Raw genomic sequence first — 19,486 nt, 5'->3', positions numbered from 1 at the left:
TCCTAGACAGCTCCACTTCACAACGGGAGGCCCTCACCCGTCAGCAGATCATCCGCGATTCACGTAGCAACGTCCCTGGACATCACATCTAGCGCGCCATGGCACGAGGCCACAAAGCGAGTGTCTCTCCCTGGATGCGTACCCCTGCGGAGTGCCGATTGACCAGTGCCCACTCGTAACAAAGGCTACGCCGTGCGAGCATGGAGCCGACTCGAAGTGCTGGGCGTCGGAGTCGATCTGGACATCGCCAAGTGTGCCCAGGTGTCCCCGAGCATCTCGAGACTGCCGTTGACTCGAACGCGTGGAGTGCCTGGAGTGCTTGACGAGAATTGGAGCCGTTTGGGCGAAACGCCAGATCAACGAGCAAAATCCCCCTCGCTCTGCGGGAGGCAGCGGTGGTGGCGTTCGCCTCAGGGTCCTGCTTTGACCCTGCTAAGGTGGCGCGTTCCTATGGCACCGGCGCGTTTACCGTCTTCGACGGCTCGTGGGAACGTTTTGGGGAAAAAGGAAGCGGACCGAGTGTGACCCGATGGTCTCCCTGAGGACCCGGAGTGTCGATTTCATGCGGTTCCGTGACCGCATGTGATCGCTGAGACCCCATCGGGTGTGCGTGCAAACCCCACCGTCAGGTGCTTGAGTGTTCCGGCGTCCTCAGTCGGGGCCACCTGCATATGTACAGGCCTAGTCTGTCGGCATGACGTTCCTTATGCGCCCGCGAGGACAGGGGGCAGAGCTCCTCTTTCACTACACGTCCGCGGCCGGACTCGCGGGAATTCTCGACAGCGGTCATCTGCGCCTGTCGACCCTGGACCGTATGAACGACCCCCGCGAGAGCGGCACGTACAACTTTGGATGGCGCCAGGCATCGCCTGGGCCATTCGACGGCGAGCGCATGGCCTCGATGACCGAGGAGATGAACATCGCGCTGAGGCGCACAACTCACCTAGTGAGCTTCACGGTCGAAGGGACGGAAGAATCGGCGGACGGCTACTTCGGCCGAGGATTCGCTCGCGCGCGCAACTGGGATCAATATGGCGAGAAGCACCGCGGCGCGGTTCTCGTCTTCGATCGAGACCGCACTCTTGCAGCGGTGAGCGAACTGTCCGCGGGCTCTTACGCCAGCGGCCCAGTGAGGTATGTGGATGGCTCCCTCCAATCGCTGCCAGACGGAGGCTGGCTCATGTTCGAGGAGTCGGAGTACCTCGAAGTCGGTCCAGCTGCCATGGTGGAGAGATGGAGGCATGACTACCGCGATCAACTTTTCCTCACAAAGAACAAGGACTGGGAGTCTGAGGACGAGTTCCGAATCTTGGTGTGGCGAAACGAACACGCCAGCATCCCCATCGCCGGGCTGCTGGAAGGCGTGATCCTCGGCGAACATCATCCGGTTCCTGAGCGTCGAGTGCTGGGGACGAGACTGGCGCGCTTGGGGATCGATCGGCTCATGATCGGGATCATGGAGTGGCGCCACGGGACGCCCGGCTGCCACAACTCGCTCCTCCCGGACGGTTCCTTCGGGTTTGAGTTCATTGACGATGGAGTCGACCAAAACCTTGCCCCCGCGCGTCCGATCATCTGCTGAAGAAACTTCCGTGGGTCCCGGCGGGGAGGCCCACAGGCGCAACGCTCCGAACTACTCGAAGATCAATCTGGCGGCCGTATAGCCTTCGGACAGATCGGGGCGTCGCAAATCCTCACTCCTGAAGTGGGTACTGACCGCGAGAATGGGTAGACCGAATGGTCTGCCGCCCCCCTCTCAATGGGCGATACGGTGCCATCGCCGAGGGCGAGGTTCAGGAGGTCGTGTCATGTCGACAGATGGGGCGCATTTGAGCGAAGGTGCACCACCGCGAGTGCCTTCGGCGGATGAGGCTCCTCATGGGTTGTTCGACGCGACGAACCCTCCACCGCTGCCATCGCCGCTCACCCATGGAATGGCATGGCACTTTACCGGCGCGGCCGGGTTCCTGGCGATCATCCAATCTCAGCACCTGCTCGCCTCTTCAGCTCGAGTAATGAACGACACGAGTGAACTGGAGTACGGTGCAGGAATCGTAATGTCGGTATGGGAGGGGATGGACAAGACTGGCCTCCATCCGGACGTTCTTGAGCTTCTTGGTCCTGTGTTCTCGGCGACCGAGATCGCAGCGGACGCCCTGAAGCGTCTACATGTTGTTTCAGCGTGCGAGGGCACCAACTCGATGTATCAGTGGCTTGGGTATGCCCAGCCGGATGGGTATGCAATCGGGCTGGACATGGCAGGCAAGTGGGAAGCCACGCACGAGGGCGAGCCCGGCGAAGAGCTTGCAGAGGCGGGCTTGAACGAGGACGGCTTCCTAAGCCGGCTCCCAGTGGGCTGGTACCGAGTCATCTATGACCCTGCCGAGCAGGCAAATGCCGCCGAGCGACTAGTGAAATGGATGTCTACTGTGGATGCCACGGCCCAGATCTGCAGGGTAGATGGGACGGGGGGTTCAGGGGATCCGATGGCGCTGAGCCGCGCGCAGACGTTCCTGCGGGCTCAACTGCAGGCACTGATGGCTTTGTTCAAGGACCCGGCGTTCACTCCGGAGCAAGAGGTGAGATTTCTCGTTGAGCAACACTTCTCGCCGACCGGAACCTCCGGCGGTGGTCTCCAGTTCCGAACGCGCGGTGCCACCATCATCCCGGCGCTGGCGGTCGCGAGGCGCGTCGATCCCGAGGCTGAGTCGCCCCGAGATCGGTATTCTTCGCCGCCGCCCGGACCGTACGAGCTACCTGTCGTTGGCGTCGTCGCGGGTCCAAACTCCGCACCGTGGGCTACTGATATCGCGAGGCAAGTCCTCTTCTCCAAACAGATCTATTGGATAGAACCAAAGCGGTCACGGCTTCCCCGGCTCGCGACTTGAGGATGCGGAGACGACGGCAGGACAGAGATGTAGACGTGGTTCGTCTCTGTCCGGAATTGACGTGGGAACGGTTTGGGAAGAGCAGAGGCGAACGCGGCACACCGAGGCACACTCATGAAATCTCGAACCCTGCGATATAGTGCCCCACACAGCGGGGGTCCACTATGAAATGTCTCCGCGCCTGAGTTCAAATCCCTCCGTCTCCGCGGAAAGGCCCCCGGTGATCCGGGGGTTTCTCGTTGGGTCGGTTACGTCCGATCCGCCGTGCGGTTCGTCGCCGCGATGGGGACCAACGATCGACGCCGCTGCACCCGGTCCGGTCTTGGGTCGAGCTGCGCGGCGTTCGAGGGGCAGGCAGGAGCTGCACCTCCCGCAGGAGAACCGCACCTCCGACGCGACCCCCGACGCGCTATGTCGTCTCGCGTGCCACGAGCGTGGCGTCGGTCTCCGGTCCCGCTGTCGGTGCGGGCGCCTCGCCCGTCGCGCTGAGCGCCAGCGCCGCCAGGTACCGCCCGAGCCCCGCCGTGTCGATGCGCACGCTCGACAAGGCAGGCACGATGAGGCGCGCCACGGGGGTGTCGTCGTGGCCGATGACGGCGAGGCGACCGGGGACCTCGATTCCCCCGCGCAGCGCGGCGCCGAGGACGAGCGCGCCGATGTCGTCGTTATAGGCGACCACTCCTTCGATGGCCATGTCGCGCCAGCTCTCCACCGTCGCCGCGGCATTCGTCTCGGTGAGCGCAGCCTCGTCCGCGAATCCCGAGCCGGTCGCCTCGACGAGGGTGCGCAGAGCCAGCTCCCGTCGCTGGTGGACCAGGTCGGCGACGCGAGGATCGGGCGAGGCGGCGAACGCGAGGCGCCGTCGCCCGGTGTGGAGCAGGTGCTCCACCTGAAGGCGAGGGCCTCTCGCGAAGCCGAGGTCGCCGACGGATCCGTCCGCACCGGAAGGCACCGGCGGGATGACATGGGGAACCCCGCTCGCCCGGATCTCGGCGAGTCGCTCCCGATCGAAGGGCGTCATGCCGATCACCACGTCGGGTCGCAGCGTCTCCCAGAGAGGCCGCGCCTGTCCGCCGGGGTGGGGGGTCATCGTCACCAGCGAGTATCCCGCCTCGTCCAGAGCGAGGGAGGCTTCGTCGAGGTGCGAGCGCATGCTGTAGTCGAGCGGCCACTCGGGAAGCACGAGCAGGATGATGCGGCTCCGCCCGCTCGCAAGCGCACGAGCTGCCGAGTTCGCCCGGTAGCCGAGCCGCTTCGCCTCGGCGAGGACGCGCTCACGGGTGGCCTCCGGGATGGTTTGGCCGGGAGTGTCGTTCAGGACGAAGCCCACCGTCGCACGGGAGAGCCCCAATGATCGGGCGACGTCCGCGGCGGTGACTCGTTTGGGTGCTGCGGCGGTAGACAATCCGGACTCCTGACTTGCGCGCGCTAGTGAAAGTACCGTAGCATCTCGCTCAGTCACTAGCACGCGCTAGTATTCTCTCACCCGACAATGGAGTCACTCATGACCACTCCGAGCAATGACGATCCGCTCGTGACGCCGCTCCCGGCATCCGTTCCCGCTCCCGTCATCGACGCGGTAGCGCTCGACGAGATCGCCGCGACCGGCGGCGACCTGCCCAAGGTGAGCGCTCGCTACATCTGGTTCATGGTGCTGGCGCAGTTCGGCGTGTTCATGGCCTTCATCACTCCGCTGGCGATCTCGCTCACGATCCGCGTGAACACGCTCGCCCCGGGGCATCCGGAGTATCTCGGCTACATCACCGGCGCCGGCGCGCTGTTCGTGATGCTGACCTCGCCGTTCATGGGCATCTGGAGCGATCGCACCCGCACCCGCATCGGTCGCCGCCGACCGTTCATGATCGGCGGGGTGCTCGTCGGCGTGCTGTCACTGATCGTGATGGCCCTCGCCCCCAACGTGTTCATCGTGGGCTTCGGCTGGATCCTGGCCCAGTGGGGCTGGGGCACGACCCTGAGCAACCTGCAGATCTCGACCGCCGATCGCCTGCCCGAGTCGCAGCGCGGCAAGGTCGCCGGGCTCACGAGCTTCGCGACGCAGATCGCGCCGGTCTTCGGCGTCGTCCTCGCCCAGTTCTTCACCGGCGACCCGTTGCTGCTGTTCCTGCTTCCGGGTGCGGTGGGCGTGCTGTTCGTGCTCCTCTTCGTCACGCTGGTGCACGAGGACGACAGCCGCGGTCTTCCCAAGGACCCCATCACGGTGGGGCAGCTTCTCGCCAAGTACGTCTACAACCCGCGCAGGTACCCCGACTTCTCGTGGAACTGGCTCGGCCGCTTCCTCTTCTATACGGGCATCACGCTCAACACGACCTTCACGGCGTTCTTCTTCGCCGACCGTCTGGGCATCAGCGTCGAGTCGGTGGCGGGCATCATCGCCTCGCTGAGCCTCGGCGGCATCCTCGCCGTCACGGCAGGCGCCATCGGCGGAGGGTTCCTCTCGGACCGGCTCAAGCGGCGCCGGCTGTTCGTCCTGGTGGGCGGGCTGATCATGGCGGTCGGGATGCTGCTCCAGGCCTTCGCGCCGGATCTGGCGCTGCTCGTCGCGGGCTCGCTCACGACGTCGCTCGGCCTCGGCCTCTTCGCGGCCGTCGACCAGGCTCTGCTTCTCGATGTGCTCCCCGAGCGCGAGACAGATGCCGGGCGTTTCATGGGCATCACCGGATTCGCGACCTCGATCCCGCAGTCCGTCGCCCCGCTGATCGCCTCCGGCATCCTGCTCATCGGCGTCACCGGCGACGAGCGGAACTACACGCTGCTGTTCATCGTCGCGGCTGTCGCCGTCGTCCTCGCGGGCGCCGTGGTGCTGCGCATCCGCTCCGTCCGCTGAACCGAACTCAGGAAGCCCCTCCATGTCTCCCGCCGTCACTTCCCTCCGCTTCGAGCACCACCGCTCCGCCTTCGGCATCGGCGACGCTCGGCCCCGGCTGTCGTGGGTCATCTCTTCGGCCCCCGATGACTGGTCGCAGGTGCGGTACGAGATCGAGGAGCGTGGCGGCGGCAGCGCCGAGGTGGAGAGCGACGAGTCGGTGCTCGTGCCGTGGCCCTTCGCGGGGCTGTCGAGTCGGGAGCGCCGTGAGCTGCGCGTGCGCGTGATGGGCGCCGACGGGACCACCAGCGAATGGAGCGACTGGTCGGCGGTGGAAGCGGGCCTTCTCGACGCGTCCGACTGGGTCGCCGAGATGGTCGGCCCGGCCGACGCGTCCATCGCGTCCCCGCTGGTGCGGGGCGCGTTCGTGGCCGCGTCGAAGACCATCGTCCGAGCCCGCGTGTATGCGACGGCGCACGGGCTGTTCCAGCTGGAGCTCAACGGGCACCGGGTCGGCGACGACGAACTTGCGCCCGGCTGGACAGCGTACGGATCGCGGCTGCGGTACCTGACGTACGACGTCACCGAGCTCGTGGCTTCGGGTGACAACGTCGTGGGAGCGTGGCTGGGCGACAGCTGGTGGCGCGGCTATCTCGGCTGGGGAGACAAGAAGGCGCTCTACGGTTCCGAGCTCGGGGTGCTCGTTCAGCTCGAGATCGACTATGCCGACGGTTCGCGACAGACCGTCGTCTCGGGTTCGGACTGGCTGGCGGGCGAGGGGCCGATCCGGTCCGCCGACCTCTACAACGGCGAGGACTACGACGCCCGGGCGTTCGACGCCGCGTGGTCCACGCCCGGTGCCGATGCGTCTGCGTGGACTCCCGTGGCGGTGCGCGATCTCGGCGGGGTGCAGCTCGCGGCTCCGGACGGACCGCCGGTGCGGGTCGTCGAGACCCGACCGGTCGAAGCCGTGACGACTTCGCCCTCGGGGAAGACCATCCTCGATTTCGGGCAGAACCTCGTCGGCCGGCTGCGGATCACGGTCGACGGTGCCGCGGGCGCGGTCGTGACGCTCCGGCACGCCGAGGTGCTCGAACGCGGCGAACTCGCGGTCGAGCCGCTGCGCGGCGCGAAGGCCACCGACACCTACACGCTCGCGGGGAACGGCGTCGAGACCTGGGCTCCGCGGTTCACCTTCCACGGCTTCCGGTATGCCGAGGTCACCGGATGGCCGGGGAAGTTCGACCCGACGGCGATCATCGCCGAGGTTCTGCACTCCGACATGGAGCGGACGGGATGGTTCGAGACGACGCATCCGCTCGTCGATCGCCTGCACGAGAACGTGGTGTGGGGGATGAAGGGCAACTTCGTCGACATCCCCACCGACTGCCCGCAGCGCGACGAGCGTCTGGGGTGGACAGGCGACCTGCAGGTGTTCGCCCCGACCGCCACGTACCTCTACGACTCGGCCGGGTTCCTCACGTCCTGGCTCAAGGACCTCGCCCTCGAGCAGAAGACCTACGGCGGAACCCCGATGGTCGTGCCGGCGATCGTCACCGGCTACACAGGACCGACGGCGGGATGGGCGGATGCCGCGACCGTCGTGCCATGGACGATCTACCAGGCGTACGGCGACCTCGGCGTGCTCGAGACGCAGTTCGACAGCATGGTCGCGTGGGTGGACGAAGTGACCGCGGCCGCCGGCGAGGACCGGATCTGGAGCGCCGGCTTCCAGTTCGGCGACTGGCTCGATCCGACCGCACCCCCGAACCGCCCGGAGCAGGCGCAGACCTACGCCGAGATCGTCGCGACGGCGTACTTCGCCCGGTCTGCACGGATCGTCGCCGACGCGGCCGCGCTGCTCGGACGGTCGGAACAGGCGGCGACCTATGGCCGGCTCGCCGATGAGGTGAAGCGGGCGTTTCACCGCGAGTACGTCTCGCGGTCGGGGCGGGTGCTGTCGGATTCGGCGACCGCCTACGCGCTGGCCCTCGTCTTCGACCTGATCGACGACGCCAACGAGCGCACGAGGGCAGCGGATCGTCTCGCCGAGATCGTGGCCGGCAACGGCTACAAGATCTCCACCGGCTTCATCGGCACGCCGATCATCACCGACGCTCTCAGCGCCCACGGGCATGCCGACGTCGCCTACCGACTGCTGCTGCAGACCGAGGCGCCGTCCTGGCTGTACACCGTCGAGCAGGGGGCGACCACGATCTGGGAGAGATGGGATTCGCTTCTGCCCGACGGGACGGTCAACCCCAGCGGCATGACGTCCTTCAACCACTACGCGTTCGGCGCCGTCGCCGACTGGATGCACCGGGTCGTCGCGGGACTGGCGCCGGCGGCCCCGGGTTACCGTCGTCTGCGCATCGCACCGCAGCCCCCGCGGCGCGGGCTGACGTCGGCTTCCGCCACCCTGAACACCCCGTACGGCAGGGCAGCCAGCGGTTGGGAGATCTCGGACGGGCGCATCAAGGTCACGGTGAAGATTCCCGCCGGAACGTCGGCGGACGTCGTTCTGCCCTCCGGTGCGACGCACCAGGTGTCCAGCGGCACCCACGAATGGACTGAGCCGTTCGAGGTGGAGACCGACGCGCGGCGGGAGTTCACCGTGGACTCGCGGATGGGCGACATCGTGGACGACAAGGGTGCCCTCGAGGTGCTCACGGGCGTCATCGCCAAGTGGGTTCCCGGCGCCGCGGAGCACATGTCCGGCGGCCTTCGCGGTCAGGACGACGTGACGCCGCGGCAGATCACCGGGATGCTGCCCGACCCGGCCGGGGTGCTCGCCGACCTCGAGCGCGGCTTCGCCGCGCTGAACGCGGGAGAGATCATCCCGCCCGACATCTTCGCGTTCCCCGCTCCGGAGGACGACCAGGAGCTCCGCGAGAAGGCCGCCCTGCTCTCCGGGCGCGACTTCTGGTCGACACGGGAGACCGCCGGCGTCGATTCGATGGTGATGGTCGACGGGCCCCATGGCGTCCGCCGCCAGCGAGGCACCGAAGACAACCTCGGCTTCCACCAGTCGTTGCCCTCGACCTGCTTCCCGCCCGGCGTGGCGATGGGCTCGACCTGGGACCGCGCACTCGTCCACGAGGTCGGTGTCGCCCTCGGGTGCGAGGCGCGAGCGCTCGACGTGAACATGCTTCTGGGGCCGGCGATCAACATCAAGCGCTCGCCGCTGGGTGGCCGCACCTTCGAATACCTCTCGGAAGACCCGTTGCTCACCGGCGTTCTCGCGACGGAGTACGTGCGCGGCGTGCAGTCCACCGGGGTGGGCACGTCGCTCAAGCACTTCGCGGTCAACAACCAGGAGACCGACCGCATGCGCGTGAGCGCCGAGGTCGACGAGCGCGCGCTGCGCGAGATCTACCTTCCGGCCTTCGAACGAGTGGTGAAGGATGCTTCGCCCACCTCCGTGATGAGCGCCTACAACGCCGTCAACGGGGTGTTCGCGTCAGAGAACCGCTGGCTGCTCACCGAGCTGCTCCGCGACGAATGGGGCTTCGAGGGCCTCGTGGTCTCGGACTGGGGTGCGATCAAGGATCGCGTCGAAGCGCTCCGCGCCGGACTCGACCTCGAGATGCCCGGCACGGGAGACGAAGGGACGGAGGCGATCCTCGCCGCGGTCCGCGACGGACGCCTCGACCGGGCGACGGTCGAACAGGCCGCTGCCCGGGTCGCCGCGCTCGTCGACCGCACCCGGTCGACCGGCGATACCCCGTCGTTCGACGTCGACGAGCACCACGCTCTCGCTCGTCGCGCCGCGGGCGCCGCCATCGTCCTCCTGCGCAACGAGAACGACGTCCTGCCGCTCGCGCCGGGGCAGAAGGTGGCGGTGCTCGGCGAACTCGCCGTCCGACCGCAGTTCCAGGGCGGCGGAAGTTCGCACGTGAACCCCACCCGCCTCGACATCCCGCTGGACGAGCTTCGACGGGCACTGGGGGCCGAGAACCTCGCATATGCGCCGGGTTACGCCGTCGACGGCGGGGCGGACGCTGCGGAGCTTCGAGCGGACGCCGCAGAGCTCGCCGCAGAATCGGACGTCGCCGTCGTGTTCGTGGGACTCTACGAAAAGGACCAGTCGGAAGGCTTCGACCGGACCACCATCGACCTCCCCGCGGACCATGTCGCGCTGATCGAGGCGGTCGCCGCACGCGCCGCGCGCACGGTCGTGGTGCTGTCCAACGGCGGGGTGGTCACTCTCGAACCCTGGCACGACGCCGTCGACGCGATCGTGGAAGGGTGGGCACTGGGCCAGGCCGTGGGCGGCGCGCTCGCCGACGTGCTCACGGGGGCCGTCAACCCGTCGGGTCGACTCGCCGAGTCGATCCCGTATCGGCTCGAAGACACTCCCTCGTTCCTGAACTTCCCCGGCGAGAACGAGACCGTGCGGTACGGCGAGGGCGTCTTCGTCGGCTATCGCTACTACGCGACCGCGAAGCAGCCCGTCCGTTACCCGTTCGGCTACGGTCTCTCGTACACGACGTTCGACTACGACGGCCTGAAGGTCTCGGTGGCAGGCCCCGACTCCGCGCTCGCGCGGGTCACCGTCCGCAACACCGGTTCGGTGTCGGGCGCCGAGATCGTCCAGGTGTACGTCGCGCCCGGCGCCTCGGCGGTGCGCCGCCCTCTGCGCGAGCTCGCCGGGTTCGACAAAGTGGAGCTGGAACCGGGAGCGGCGCAGACCCTCGAGCTCGAACTTCCGCGCCGGGCATTCGCCTATTGGGACGTCGTCAAGAAGACGTGGAAGGTCGAGCCGGGGGAGTACCGGATCGAGATCGGCCGGTCATCGGCATCCGTCCTCGCGAGCGCGGTCGTCACGCTGGAAGGCGACACGGATCGGCCCGAGCCTCTGAGCCTGGACTCCACCGTCGGGCAGTGGTTCGGTCACCCCGTCGTCGGCCCCGCCCTCATGCAGGCGATGATGGCGGGCGCGACCGAAGAGCAGCTGGCCGCGGCATCCGAGAACGAGAACATGCTCAAGATGGTCGAGTCCATGCCGATGAGCCAGTTCGCCCGGTTCCCGGGCGTCGAGATCCCGGATGCCGCGCTCGAGCAGCTCGTCGACCTCAGTCGCAGCTCCTGATCAACGGGGAGCGGTCGACGCCCTCACGACGAGTTCCGGCTGGAACACGGTCTGCCGCGGGATGCTCTCGGGGTCGGCCGCTTCCTCGAGCACGATCCGGAGGGCGGTGCGGCCGATCATGCGGCTGGGCTGACGGATCGACGACAGGGGAACGGCGGCCGCCGCGGCGAAGGGGATGTCGTCGAACCCGATGATCGCGATGGCGTGGGGCACCAGCATCCGTCCGCCCACCACCAGCGACTGCAGCAGCCCCAAAGCGAGCAGATCGTTCGCCGCGAAGAGGGCGTCTGGCCAGTCGCGCTGCGGCCGGGAGAGGATGCGGGCGCCCGCAGCGACGCCGTCCTCCACCGTCATCGCCGCGGTGGCGACCACTTCCAGGTCGGCGCCGGCGTTCTCCGCGGCGACGCGCGCTCCCGCCAGACGGTCGTTCACCTGCCGGATGTCGAAAGGCCCGCCCACGAACGCGATGCGTCTGCGGCCCGTGTCGATGAGGTGCTCGGCTGCCAATCGACCCCCGACGACACTGTCCACCGAGACGGATGAGAATCGCCCGTCGCCGCTGAATCGATCCACCAGGACGGTGGCGATTCCGCGGGATCGCAGTCGTTCGAGTCGGGTGTTCACATCGCCGTACGGGGCGATCAGCAACCCCCGGACCTGCTGCTCCTCGAAGAGATCGAGGTAGAGCTTTTCTCGCGCCGGATCCTCGTCGGTGTTGCCATAGAGGATGGCGATGCCGTGCGTGGTCGCTTCGTCCTCGGCACCGCGTACGACGTCGCTGTAGAACGGATTCTGCCCGTCGAGAACCACGAATCCGACCGTCGTGCTCACGCCGGCCCGCAGCTTTCGCGCGGCATCGTTGCGAACGTAGCCGAGTTCGTCGATGGCCCGGCTGACCCGCGCGACCGACTCGGCCGAGACCTCGGCAGGCCGGTTCAGGACGTTCGAGACCGTGCCCACGGAGACGCCGGCGCGTTGCGCGACGTCGCGGATGCTCACTGGCACGTCGCCCCCACTCCCTTGTCGGATCACGTTTCGGTCACTGTCGCGTCTGGACTTGACCGATTTCGCTCGTGTCCATACAGTAGCCTGAAACCCGCCTGAATCGATTCACCAATCTTCACCTCAACGAGGAGGCCGCCGTGGCAGCAGACGTCGCCCCCGCCGCGCCGCACCCGGCGCTGGAGCTGCGAAGGGTGGTGAAGTCGTTCGGACCCGTCGTGGCCCTGCGCTCCGGAAGCCTCACGCTTCAGGCCGGCTCCATCCATGCCCTCATCGGCGAGAACGGGGCCGGCAAGTCGACCCTCGTCAAGATCGTCGCCGGGCTTTACCGTCGCGACGCCGGCGAGTTCCTGCTCGACGGCGAGTCCGTCGACTTCACGAGCACGGCCCAGTCGAAGGCGGCGGGCATCGCCGTCATCTACCAGGAGCCGACGCTCTTCCCCGACCTCTCGGTGACCGAGAACATCTTCATGGGCCGCCAGCCCCACAACCGCTTCGGTCGCATCGACCGCAAGGCGATGCGCGCCGAGGCCATCGAGATCTTCCAGCGTCTCGGGGTTGCCCTCGACCCGGATCGCGTCACCGAGGGCCTGTCGATCGCCGACCAGCAGATCATCGAGATCGCCAAGGCCATCTCCCTCGACGCGCGCGTGCTGATCATGGATGAGCCGACCGCAGCGCTGTCGGGTGTCGAGGTCGAGCGGCTCTTCGCCGTCGCCCGCAGCCTGCGCGACGAAGGCCGGGCCCTCCTGTTCATCTCGCACCGCTTCGACGAGGTCTTCGCGCTGTGCGACACCGTCACCGTCATGCGTGACGGCTCGTACGTCGACACGACGCCGATCGCCGACACCACCGTGGACGAGCTCGTCCGTCAGATGGTCGGGCGCGACGTCACCGAGTTGTTCCCGAAGTTGCCGTCCGAGGTGCGCGACGTCGTCCTCGATGTGCGGGGCCTGACCCGCAAGGGGGTATTCCGCGACATCTCCTTCACGCTGCGCGCGGGGGAGATCGTCGGTCTCGCTGGTCTCGTCGGAGCCGGGCGCAGCGAGGTCGCGCGCGCCGTCTTCGGCGTGGACGTCTACGAGTCCGGGTCCGTCACGCTCCTCGGCAGGAGCCTCCCCAAGGGCAATCCCCGCCTGGCCACGTCGCGCGGGATCGCCCTCGTGCCCGAGGACCGCCGCAAGCAGGGTCTCGTGCTCGACGACGGCGTCTCGCGCAACATCACCCTCGCGATCCGTTCGAAGCTCGCGAAGTGGGGCCTGCTGTGGTCTGGACTCGAGAACCGTGCCGCGCAGGTGTGGGCGAGCCGGCTCGAGGTCAAGACGGCCGCGCTCGACGCCGAGGCCGGCACCCTCTCGGGCGGCAACCAGCAGAAGGTCGTTCTCGGCAAGTGGCTCGCGACCGAGCCGAAGGTGCTCATCGTCGACGAACCCACACGAGGGATCGACGTGGGCACGAAAGCCGAAGTGCACCGGCTGCTGTCGCAACTGGCTCAGGAGGGCCTCGCCATCCTCATGATCTCGTCCGAGCTCCCGGAGGTGCTGGGTATGGCCGACCGCGTCCTCGTCATGCGGGAGGGCCGGCTCACCGGCGAGTTCCCGCGTGAGCACGCCACTCCCGAGGCGGTCATGTTCGCCGCGACCGCAGACGCGGAGGTGGCCCGATGACCGCGACCGTCACTCCCACCGTGGAACCGGGGATGAGCGCGGCCTCGAAACTGGTGCGGCGCATCGGCACGGCCCGCGAGACGGGCATCCTCGTCGCGCTGCTGCTCGTCATCCTGTTCGCGACCGTCAGCAACCCGACGTTCCTGTTCTCGGGCGACGGCTTCCGCGACCTGCTCCTCACGCCGTCGCTGCTTCTTCTGGTCGCCGTTGGCTCGGCGATCGTGATCATCACCCGCAACGTCGACCTGTCGGTCGGCTCGATCGTGGGTCTCACGGCCTACCTCACGGGCCGGCTGTTCATCGACATCCCGGGCATCCCCCTCATCGGCGTCTTCGCCGGCGGGGTTCTGCTGGGCGGCCTCCTGGGCCTCATCAACGGCTCTCTCGTCGCGTTCGCGCGTGTTCCGGCCCTCGTCATCACCCTCGGCACGATGTACATCTACCGCGGCATCAACGTCGCCTGGACCGGCAGCGACCGCATCAACGCCTCCGACCTGCCCGCCGACTTCCGGGCGCTCGGCACCGATCGCATCCTCGGCATCCCGATCCTCACGATCATCGCCCTGGTGGTGCTCGTCGTCGCAGCCTGGTACCTGCGCAACCTCCGCAGCGGCCGCGAGCTCTACGCGATCGGCTCCGACCCGGCCGCGGCGCACCTCTACGGACTCCGCGTCACCCGCCGCATCATTGCGGCCTTCGTCACCAGCGGCGCGCTGGCCGGTCTCGCCGGCGTCCTGTACGCCGCTCGCTACGGCACCGTGAGCTCAGCCGCCGGCTTCGGCTGGGAGCTCCAGGCGATCGGCGCCGCGGTCATCGGCGGGGTCGCGATCTCCGGTGGCGTCGGCACGGTGTGGGGGGCGGCCATCGGGGCGTTCCTCCTTCTCACGATCAACCGCGCGCTCCCGATCCTCGGCATCGACGACTTCTGGCAGCGGGCGGTCGTCGGCGTGCTGATCCTCGGCGCCATCGTCCTGGACCGCGTGCTCGCCGTGCGACAGCACCGACGACTCATCGCACAGCGGGAGGAGACACGATGACCGCGTTGACGGATGCCCCGGCCCGGCGCGACTACAAGGCGCACGCCAAGCCTGCCTGGCGTAGGGCGCTCTTCACCCGCGAGTCCGCCATCATCGCGATCCTGCTGCTGGTGATCGTCATCGCCCTCGGCACGGTGCGCAACTTCGACAGCCCTCTGACGGTCACCTACCTGCTGCGCGACGTCGCGCCGATCCTGCTGATCGCACTGCCGATGACGCTCATCATCATCACCGAGGAGATCGACCTCTCGGTGGCGAGCATCGTGGGCCTGTCGTCGGTGATGACCGGCATCCTGACCCAAGCCGGGTTGCCGTTCCCCGTGGCGGCCGTGGTCGCCGTCATCGTCGGCACGATCGCGGGCGCCTTCAATGGGTTCCTCATCACCGTCGTCGGTCTGCCTTCGCTCGCGGTCACGATCGGCACGCTCGCGCTCTTCCGCGGCATCGCGGTCGGTCTGCTGGGGACCACGGCCATCACGGAGTTCCCCGAGGAGTGGACGGACCTCGCCAAGGCGAACATCCCCGGCACTCCGATCCCGATGATCATGATCCCGTTCGCGGTGCTGGCGATCGTGTTCGCGATCGTGCTCCACTTCACCCCGTTCGGCCGCTCGCTGTACGCGATCGGCCTCAGCAAGGAGGCCGCGTCGTTCTCGGGCATCGACGTCGGCCGCACGAAGTTCCTGCTGTTCGTGCTGAGCGGCGCCGTTTCGGGTTTCGCCGGCGTGTACTTCACGCTGCTCTACTCCAACGCCCGGGGGGACAACGCCATGGGCATGGAGCTGCAGGTCATCGCCGCGGTGCTCCTCGGCGGCGTCTCGATCTTCGGCGGACGCGGTGCGTTGCACGGTGTCATCGCCGGCGTTCTGCTCATCGGCACACTCGGCAGCGCCCTGCGCCTCGCCGGTGTCACGAGCGACATCATCAACGTCATCACGGGACTGCTCCTGATCGTCTCCGTGGTGTCGTCCAGCCTGCTCGCATGGCTTCAGGTCCGCCGGGCCGCCGCCATCGGGAAGAGGAAGGGGCGAGACGGCGCGCCGGAAGCGCCGTAGCGATCCCAGAGCACCACACACCACAACGCAGCCCGCACCTCGCAGCCTGCACCAGGGAAGGAAACAATGATGTTCGGAATGAAGCGCACGCGGCGCGCCGGCGTGGTCGCCGCTCTCGCCGTGGGTGTCACGCTCGTCGCGGCCGGCTGCGCCGGCGGCAGCGGCGGGAACCCGTCGGACGGTGGAGACGGCGGGGACAGCGGCGACGCCAACCTGTCGATCACGATGCTGCCCAAGAATCTCGGCAACCCGTACTTCGACACCTCCACCGGGGGCGCCGAAGAGGCGACCGAGGAGTTCGGCGGCACGTTCGAGGAGGTCGGCCCGTCGGAGGCGTCGCCCACGTCGCAGGTGCAGTACATCCAGACCGCGGCGCAGCAGGGCGCGGGTGGCCTGATCGTGTCGGCCAACGACCCGGAGGCGCTGTGCGACGCGCTGGATGAGGCCCGTTCGGCGGGGGTCAAGGTCGTGACCTTCGACTCCGACACCAACCCGGAGTGTCGTGACCTGTTCATCAACCAGGCCACGGCCGAGGGCATCGCGAAGGTGCAGGTCGACCTCATCACCGAGCAGATCGGCGACGAGGGTCAGATCGCGATCCTGTCGGCCTCGGCCAACGCCACCAACCAGAACGCCTGGATCGAGCTGATGGAGGAGGAGCTGGCCGCCAACCACCCCGACGTCGAGCTCGTCGAGGTCGCCTACGGTGACGACGACGACCAGACCTCGTTCGACAAGACCGCGGCGCTGCTGCAGACCTACCCCGAGCTGAAGGGCATCATCAGCCCGACGACCGTGGGCATCTCGGCGGCGGCCCGCTACCTGTCGAGCTCGGAGTACAAGGGCAAGGTGGCCCTCACCGGTCTTGGCACCCCGAACCAGATGCGCGAGTACGTCGAGGACGGCACGGTCACCGCGTTCGCGCTGTGGAACCCGGCCGACCTCGGCTACCTGGCGGCGTGGGCCACGCAGGCGCTCATCACCGGGGAGATCACCGGCGAAGAGGGCGACACGTTCGAAGCCGGCAAGCTCGGCTCGTTCGAGGTGGGCCCCGACGCGAGCGTCCTCCTCGGCGACCCCTACGTGTTCGACGCGGAGAACATCGGCGACTTCGACTTCTAAGCCCAGTCGCTCTCAGGGCGCCCGGTTCGCGAATGCGGACCGGGCGCCTCGGGCATCACGATGACGACGATCTCGGACGGGTGGAATGACGCACGATCAGTTCGGGCCGGAAGGTCACCTGCTCGGTGGGCCGTCCTTCTTCGATCGCGCCGAGCAGCAGCTCGACCGCCCGCCGGCCGATCAGCTCGCTCGGCTGACGAATCGACGACAGCGGCACGACGGCCGCCGACGCGAAGTCGATGTCGTCGTAGCCGATGATCGCGACGTCCTCGGGCACGGAGATCGAGCCGAGCATGACCAGCGCCTGCAGCACGCCCATCGCCAGCAGGTCGTTGGCCGCGAACACCGCGTCCGGACGCTCCGCGGCCGGACGGCTGCGCAGCTGCTCGCCCGCCGCCCGGCCCTCGAGCACCGTGAGCGCGGCCGTCTCGATCACCTCGAGGGAGGCATCCGGATGCTCGGCAACTGCGCGACGCGCGCCGGTGAGCCGGTCGCTCACCTGCCGGGTGGTCGCCGGACCGCCGACGAACGCGATTCGTCGCCGGCCGGTCTCCAGAAGATGATGCGCCGCGAGGTAGCCCCCGCCGACATCGTCCACCGCGACGGACGAGAAATCCCCTCCATCGCTGGGGCGGTCGACGAGCACGGCGGGAATGCCGCGTTCCCGCAGCCTGTCCAGCCGGTCCATCGCGTCGTCGACCGGCGTGATGAGCACGCCGTACACGCGCTGCTGCTCGAACAGGTCGAGGTAACGGGCCTCGCGGGAGGCGTCGTCGTCGCTGTTGCCGAGCAGGATGGACAGGTCGCTCTCCGCCGCCCGCCGCTCGGCACCGCGAGCGACATCGGTGAAGAACGGGTTGCCCACGTCGAGCACGACGAGCCCGATGCTGCGACTGTGCCCGGCGCGCAGCTGGCGGGCGGCGTCGTTGCGCACGAAGCCGAGCGCCTCGATCGCCGCCTGGACGCGTCTCACCGTGTCGGGCGACACCTTGTCGGGCCGATTGAGCACGTTCGACACCGTACCTACCGACACTCCGGCGCGCGCCGCGACATCTTTGACGCTGACCGACATCTGCACCTCACTTCGCGTGGATCGATGAGTTGCGTGAAACGATACATGCCGATACGCTTTGAAACGATTCACACACGGCACCCCAGGAGAGTTCGATGACGAGCACGACGGCGACGACGCGCGTGTGCTTCGAGCTTCAGGTGAAGCCCGACCTGCTCGACGAGTACATCGCCCGGCACACCCCCGTGCGCTCCGAGATGCTCGCCGAGATCGCGGCATCCGGACGCCGCAACTACTCCCTCTTCCTCGCCGAGGGCGGCCGCCTCATCGGCTACTACGAGACCGACGACGACGCAGCGGCCCAGGCGTACCTCGCCTCCTCCGACGTCGCTAGCCGATGGGAGGCGGAGATGGCGCCCTACTTCGTGGCCCTCGACGGGCGACCCGATCAGGCCGCCACCCGCCTCACCGAGATCTTCCACCTGCACGACCAGCTCGCGGATGCCGAGGCATCCGGGGCAGAAAGCGACCCATCGTGAGCACTCTCTCTCCCGACATCCTGAGCCAGCTGGCGGGCCAGGGCATCGAGCTTCCCTCGTGGGCGTTCGGCAACTCGGGCACCCGGTTCCGGGTCTTCACCACTCCGGGCACGCCGCGCGACCCGTTCGAGAAGATCGCGGACGCGGCGAAGGTGAACGAGTTCACCGCCCTCGCGCCGAGCGTCGCCCTGCACATCCCGTGGGACAAGGTCGACTCCTACGACGACCTGCGGCGTCATGCCGAAGACCGGGGCGTGAAGCTGGGCACGATCAACTCGAACACGTTCCAGGATGAGGATTACAAGTTCGGCGCCCTCACCCACGCTGACGACGCGATCCGGCAGAAGGCGATCGACCACCACTACGAGTGCATCGACATCATGCACGCCACCGGCAGCCGCGACCTCAAGATCTGGCTCGCCGAGGGCTCGAACTATCCCGGGCAGAACGACATGCGCGCCCGGCAAGATCGCCTCGCCGACTCGTTGCAGCAGATCTACGCACGGCTCGGCGACGAGCAGCGCCTCGTGCTGGAGTACAAGTTCTTCGAGCCGGCTTTCTATCACACGGATGTCCCGGACTGGGGCACGTCGTACGCGCAGGTGGCCGCGCTCGGCGACCGTGCGATGGTGTGCCTTGACACCGGCCACCACGCGCCGGGGACCAACATCGAGTTCATCGTCATGCAGCTGCTGCGGCTCGGGAAGCTCGGCTCGTTCGACTTCAACTCGCGCTTCTACGCCGACGACGACCTCATCGTCGGGGCGGCCGACCCGTTCCAGCTGTTCCGCATCCTGTTCGAGGTCGTCCGCGGCGGCGGCCTCAACAACCCCGACGTGGCGTTCATGCTCGACCAGTGCCACAACATCGAAGACAAGATCCCCGGGCAGATCCGCTCGGTGCTCAACGTGCAGGAGATGACGGCGCGGGCTTTGCTCGTCGACCGCGACGCGCTCGCCGCCGCCCAGGCCGCGAACGATGTGCTCGGTGCGCAGGCCGTGTTCATGGACGCGTTCTACACCGACGTGCGTCCCGCCCTCGCGGAATGGCGTGAGAGCCGGGGCCTGCCGGCCGACCCGATGGCTGCCTACGCGGCATCCGGATACCAGCAGCAGATCGCGGCCGACCGCGTCGGCGGCACCCAGGCCGGCTGGGGCGCGTAGCCCTCCCCACACCGACCCACCTCAACGTCCATACCGAGTCGCCAATACACGCCGGTGCCGCGGCGCGCGAACGGCGTGTCTTGGC

Annotated in this window: 13 protein-coding genes; 10 read left to right on the top strand and 3 right to left on the bottom strand. The window is 67.8% G+C overall.

Going from position 1 to position 19,486, the window contains the following annotated elements; all coding sequences use genetic code 11:
• The first annotated feature begins 694 nt into the window (after positions 1 to 694).
• Both ACFUTX_RS16270 and ACFUTX_RS16265 read left to right on the top strand, forming a co-directional pair.
• Positions 695 to 1,582, top strand: coding sequence for a DUF2971 domain-containing protein (locus ACFUTX_RS16270; RefSeq protein WP_378867100.1), 888 nt, complete (start codon positions 695 to 697; stop codon positions 1,580 to 1,582).
• A 433-nt stretch (positions 1,583 to 2,015) separates the two neighbouring features.
• Positions 2,016 to 2,888: a DUF2971 domain-containing protein gene (locus tag ACFUTX_RS16265; protein ID WP_378867097.1), complete on the top strand. Its 873-nt coding sequence runs from the start codon at positions 2,016 to 2,018 to the stop codon at positions 2,886 to 2,888.
• Positions 2,889 to 3,297: 409 nt separating this feature from the next.
• Here the strand turns inward: ACFUTX_RS16265 and ACFUTX_RS16260 are convergent, their stop codons facing one another.
• Positions 3,298 to 4,350, bottom strand: coding sequence for a LacI family DNA-binding transcriptional regulator (locus ACFUTX_RS16260; RefSeq protein WP_378867094.1), 1,053 nt, complete (start codon positions 4,348 to 4,350; stop codon positions 3,298 to 3,300).
• A 42-nt stretch (positions 4,351 to 4,392) separates the two neighbouring features.
• On the opposite strand from ACFUTX_RS16260, the gene ACFUTX_RS16255 reads away from it, so the two are divergent.
• Both ACFUTX_RS16255 and ACFUTX_RS16250 read left to right on the top strand, forming a co-directional pair.
• A complete protein-coding gene (locus ACFUTX_RS16255) occupies positions 4,393 to 5,733 on the top strand; it encodes an MFS transporter (RefSeq protein WP_378867091.1) in 1,341 nt (446 codons plus the stop codon).
• Between the two features lie 22 nt (positions 5,734 to 5,755).
• Complete coding sequence (locus tag ACFUTX_RS16250) at positions 5,756 to 10,804, top strand: family 78 glycoside hydrolase catalytic domain (RefSeq protein ID WP_378867088.1); 5,049 nt, start codon at positions 5,756 to 5,758, stop codon at positions 10,802 to 10,804.
• On the opposite strand, the gene ACFUTX_RS16245 is transcribed toward ACFUTX_RS16250, so the two are convergent.
• A complete protein-coding gene (locus ACFUTX_RS16245) occupies positions 10,805 to 11,809 on the bottom strand; it encodes a LacI family DNA-binding transcriptional regulator (RefSeq protein ID WP_378867086.1) in 1,005 nt (334 codons plus the stop codon).
• Between the two features lie 137 nt (positions 11,810 to 11,946).
• Here ACFUTX_RS16245 and ACFUTX_RS16240 point away from each other — a divergent pair, with 137 nt between their 5' ends.
• The 4 genes from ACFUTX_RS16240 to rhaS all read left to right on the top strand — a co-directional run bounded on the left by ACFUTX_RS16240 (position 11,947) and on the right by rhaS (position 16,687).
• A complete protein-coding gene (locus tag ACFUTX_RS16240; RefSeq protein WP_378867083.1) occupies positions 11,947 to 13,473 on the top strand; it encodes a sugar ABC transporter ATP-binding protein in 1,527 nt (508 codons plus the stop codon).
• Positions 13,470 to 14,510 (top strand): ABC transporter permease, encoded by a 1,041-nt coding sequence (locus tag ACFUTX_RS16235; protein ID WP_378867080.1) that lies wholly within the window; start codon positions 13,470 to 13,472, stop codon positions 14,508 to 14,510. Before ACFUTX_RS16240 ends, ACFUTX_RS16235 begins: the two co-directional genes overlap by 4 nt.
• The gene (locus tag ACFUTX_RS16230; protein ID WP_378867077.1) at positions 14,507 to 15,565 is read left to right on the top strand and encodes an ABC transporter permease; all 1,059 of its coding nucleotides are present in this window, start codon (positions 14,507 to 14,509) and stop codon (positions 15,563 to 15,565) included. The genes ACFUTX_RS16235 and ACFUTX_RS16230 overlap by 4 nt, the downstream gene beginning before the upstream one ends.
• A gap of 69 nt (positions 15,566 to 15,634) precedes the next feature.
• A complete protein-coding gene (gene rhaS / locus ACFUTX_RS16225) occupies positions 15,635 to 16,687 on the top strand; it encodes a rhamnose ABC transporter substrate-binding protein (RefSeq protein ID WP_378867074.1) in 1,053 nt (350 codons plus the stop codon).
• A gap of 55 nt (positions 16,688 to 16,742) precedes the next feature.
• On the opposite strand, the gene ACFUTX_RS16220 is transcribed toward rhaS, so the two are convergent.
• A complete protein-coding gene (locus tag ACFUTX_RS16220) occupies positions 16,743 to 17,759 on the bottom strand; it encodes a LacI family DNA-binding transcriptional regulator (protein ID WP_378867071.1) in 1,017 nt (338 codons plus the stop codon).
• 95 nt (positions 17,760 to 17,854) lie between these two features.
• Between ACFUTX_RS16220 and ACFUTX_RS16215 the strand changes: the two genes are divergently transcribed.
• Together ACFUTX_RS16215 and rhaI are read left to right on the top strand one after the other, a co-directional pair.
• On the top strand, positions 17,855 to 18,238 hold the full coding sequence (locus tag ACFUTX_RS16215) for an L-rhamnose mutarotase (RefSeq protein ID WP_378867068.1): 384 nt from the start codon (positions 17,855 to 17,857) through the stop codon (positions 18,236 to 18,238).
• A complete protein-coding gene (gene rhaI, locus ACFUTX_RS16210; protein ID WP_378867065.1) occupies positions 18,235 to 19,401 on the top strand; it encodes an L-rhamnose isomerase in 1,167 nt (388 codons plus the stop codon). Before ACFUTX_RS16215 ends, rhaI begins: the two co-directional genes overlap by 4 nt.
• The last annotated feature ends 85 nt before the right edge of the window (positions 19,402 to 19,486 follow it).

The sequence above is a fragment of the Microbacterium sp. NPDC057407 genome (assembly GCF_042803895.1).
In the GTDB taxonomy this organism is placed as follows: domain Bacteria; phylum Actinomycetota; class Actinomycetes; order Actinomycetales; family Microbacteriaceae; genus Microbacterium.
Note: the sequence above shows the minus strand (reverse complement) of the source record. Positions and strands in the feature narration are given on the sequence as shown.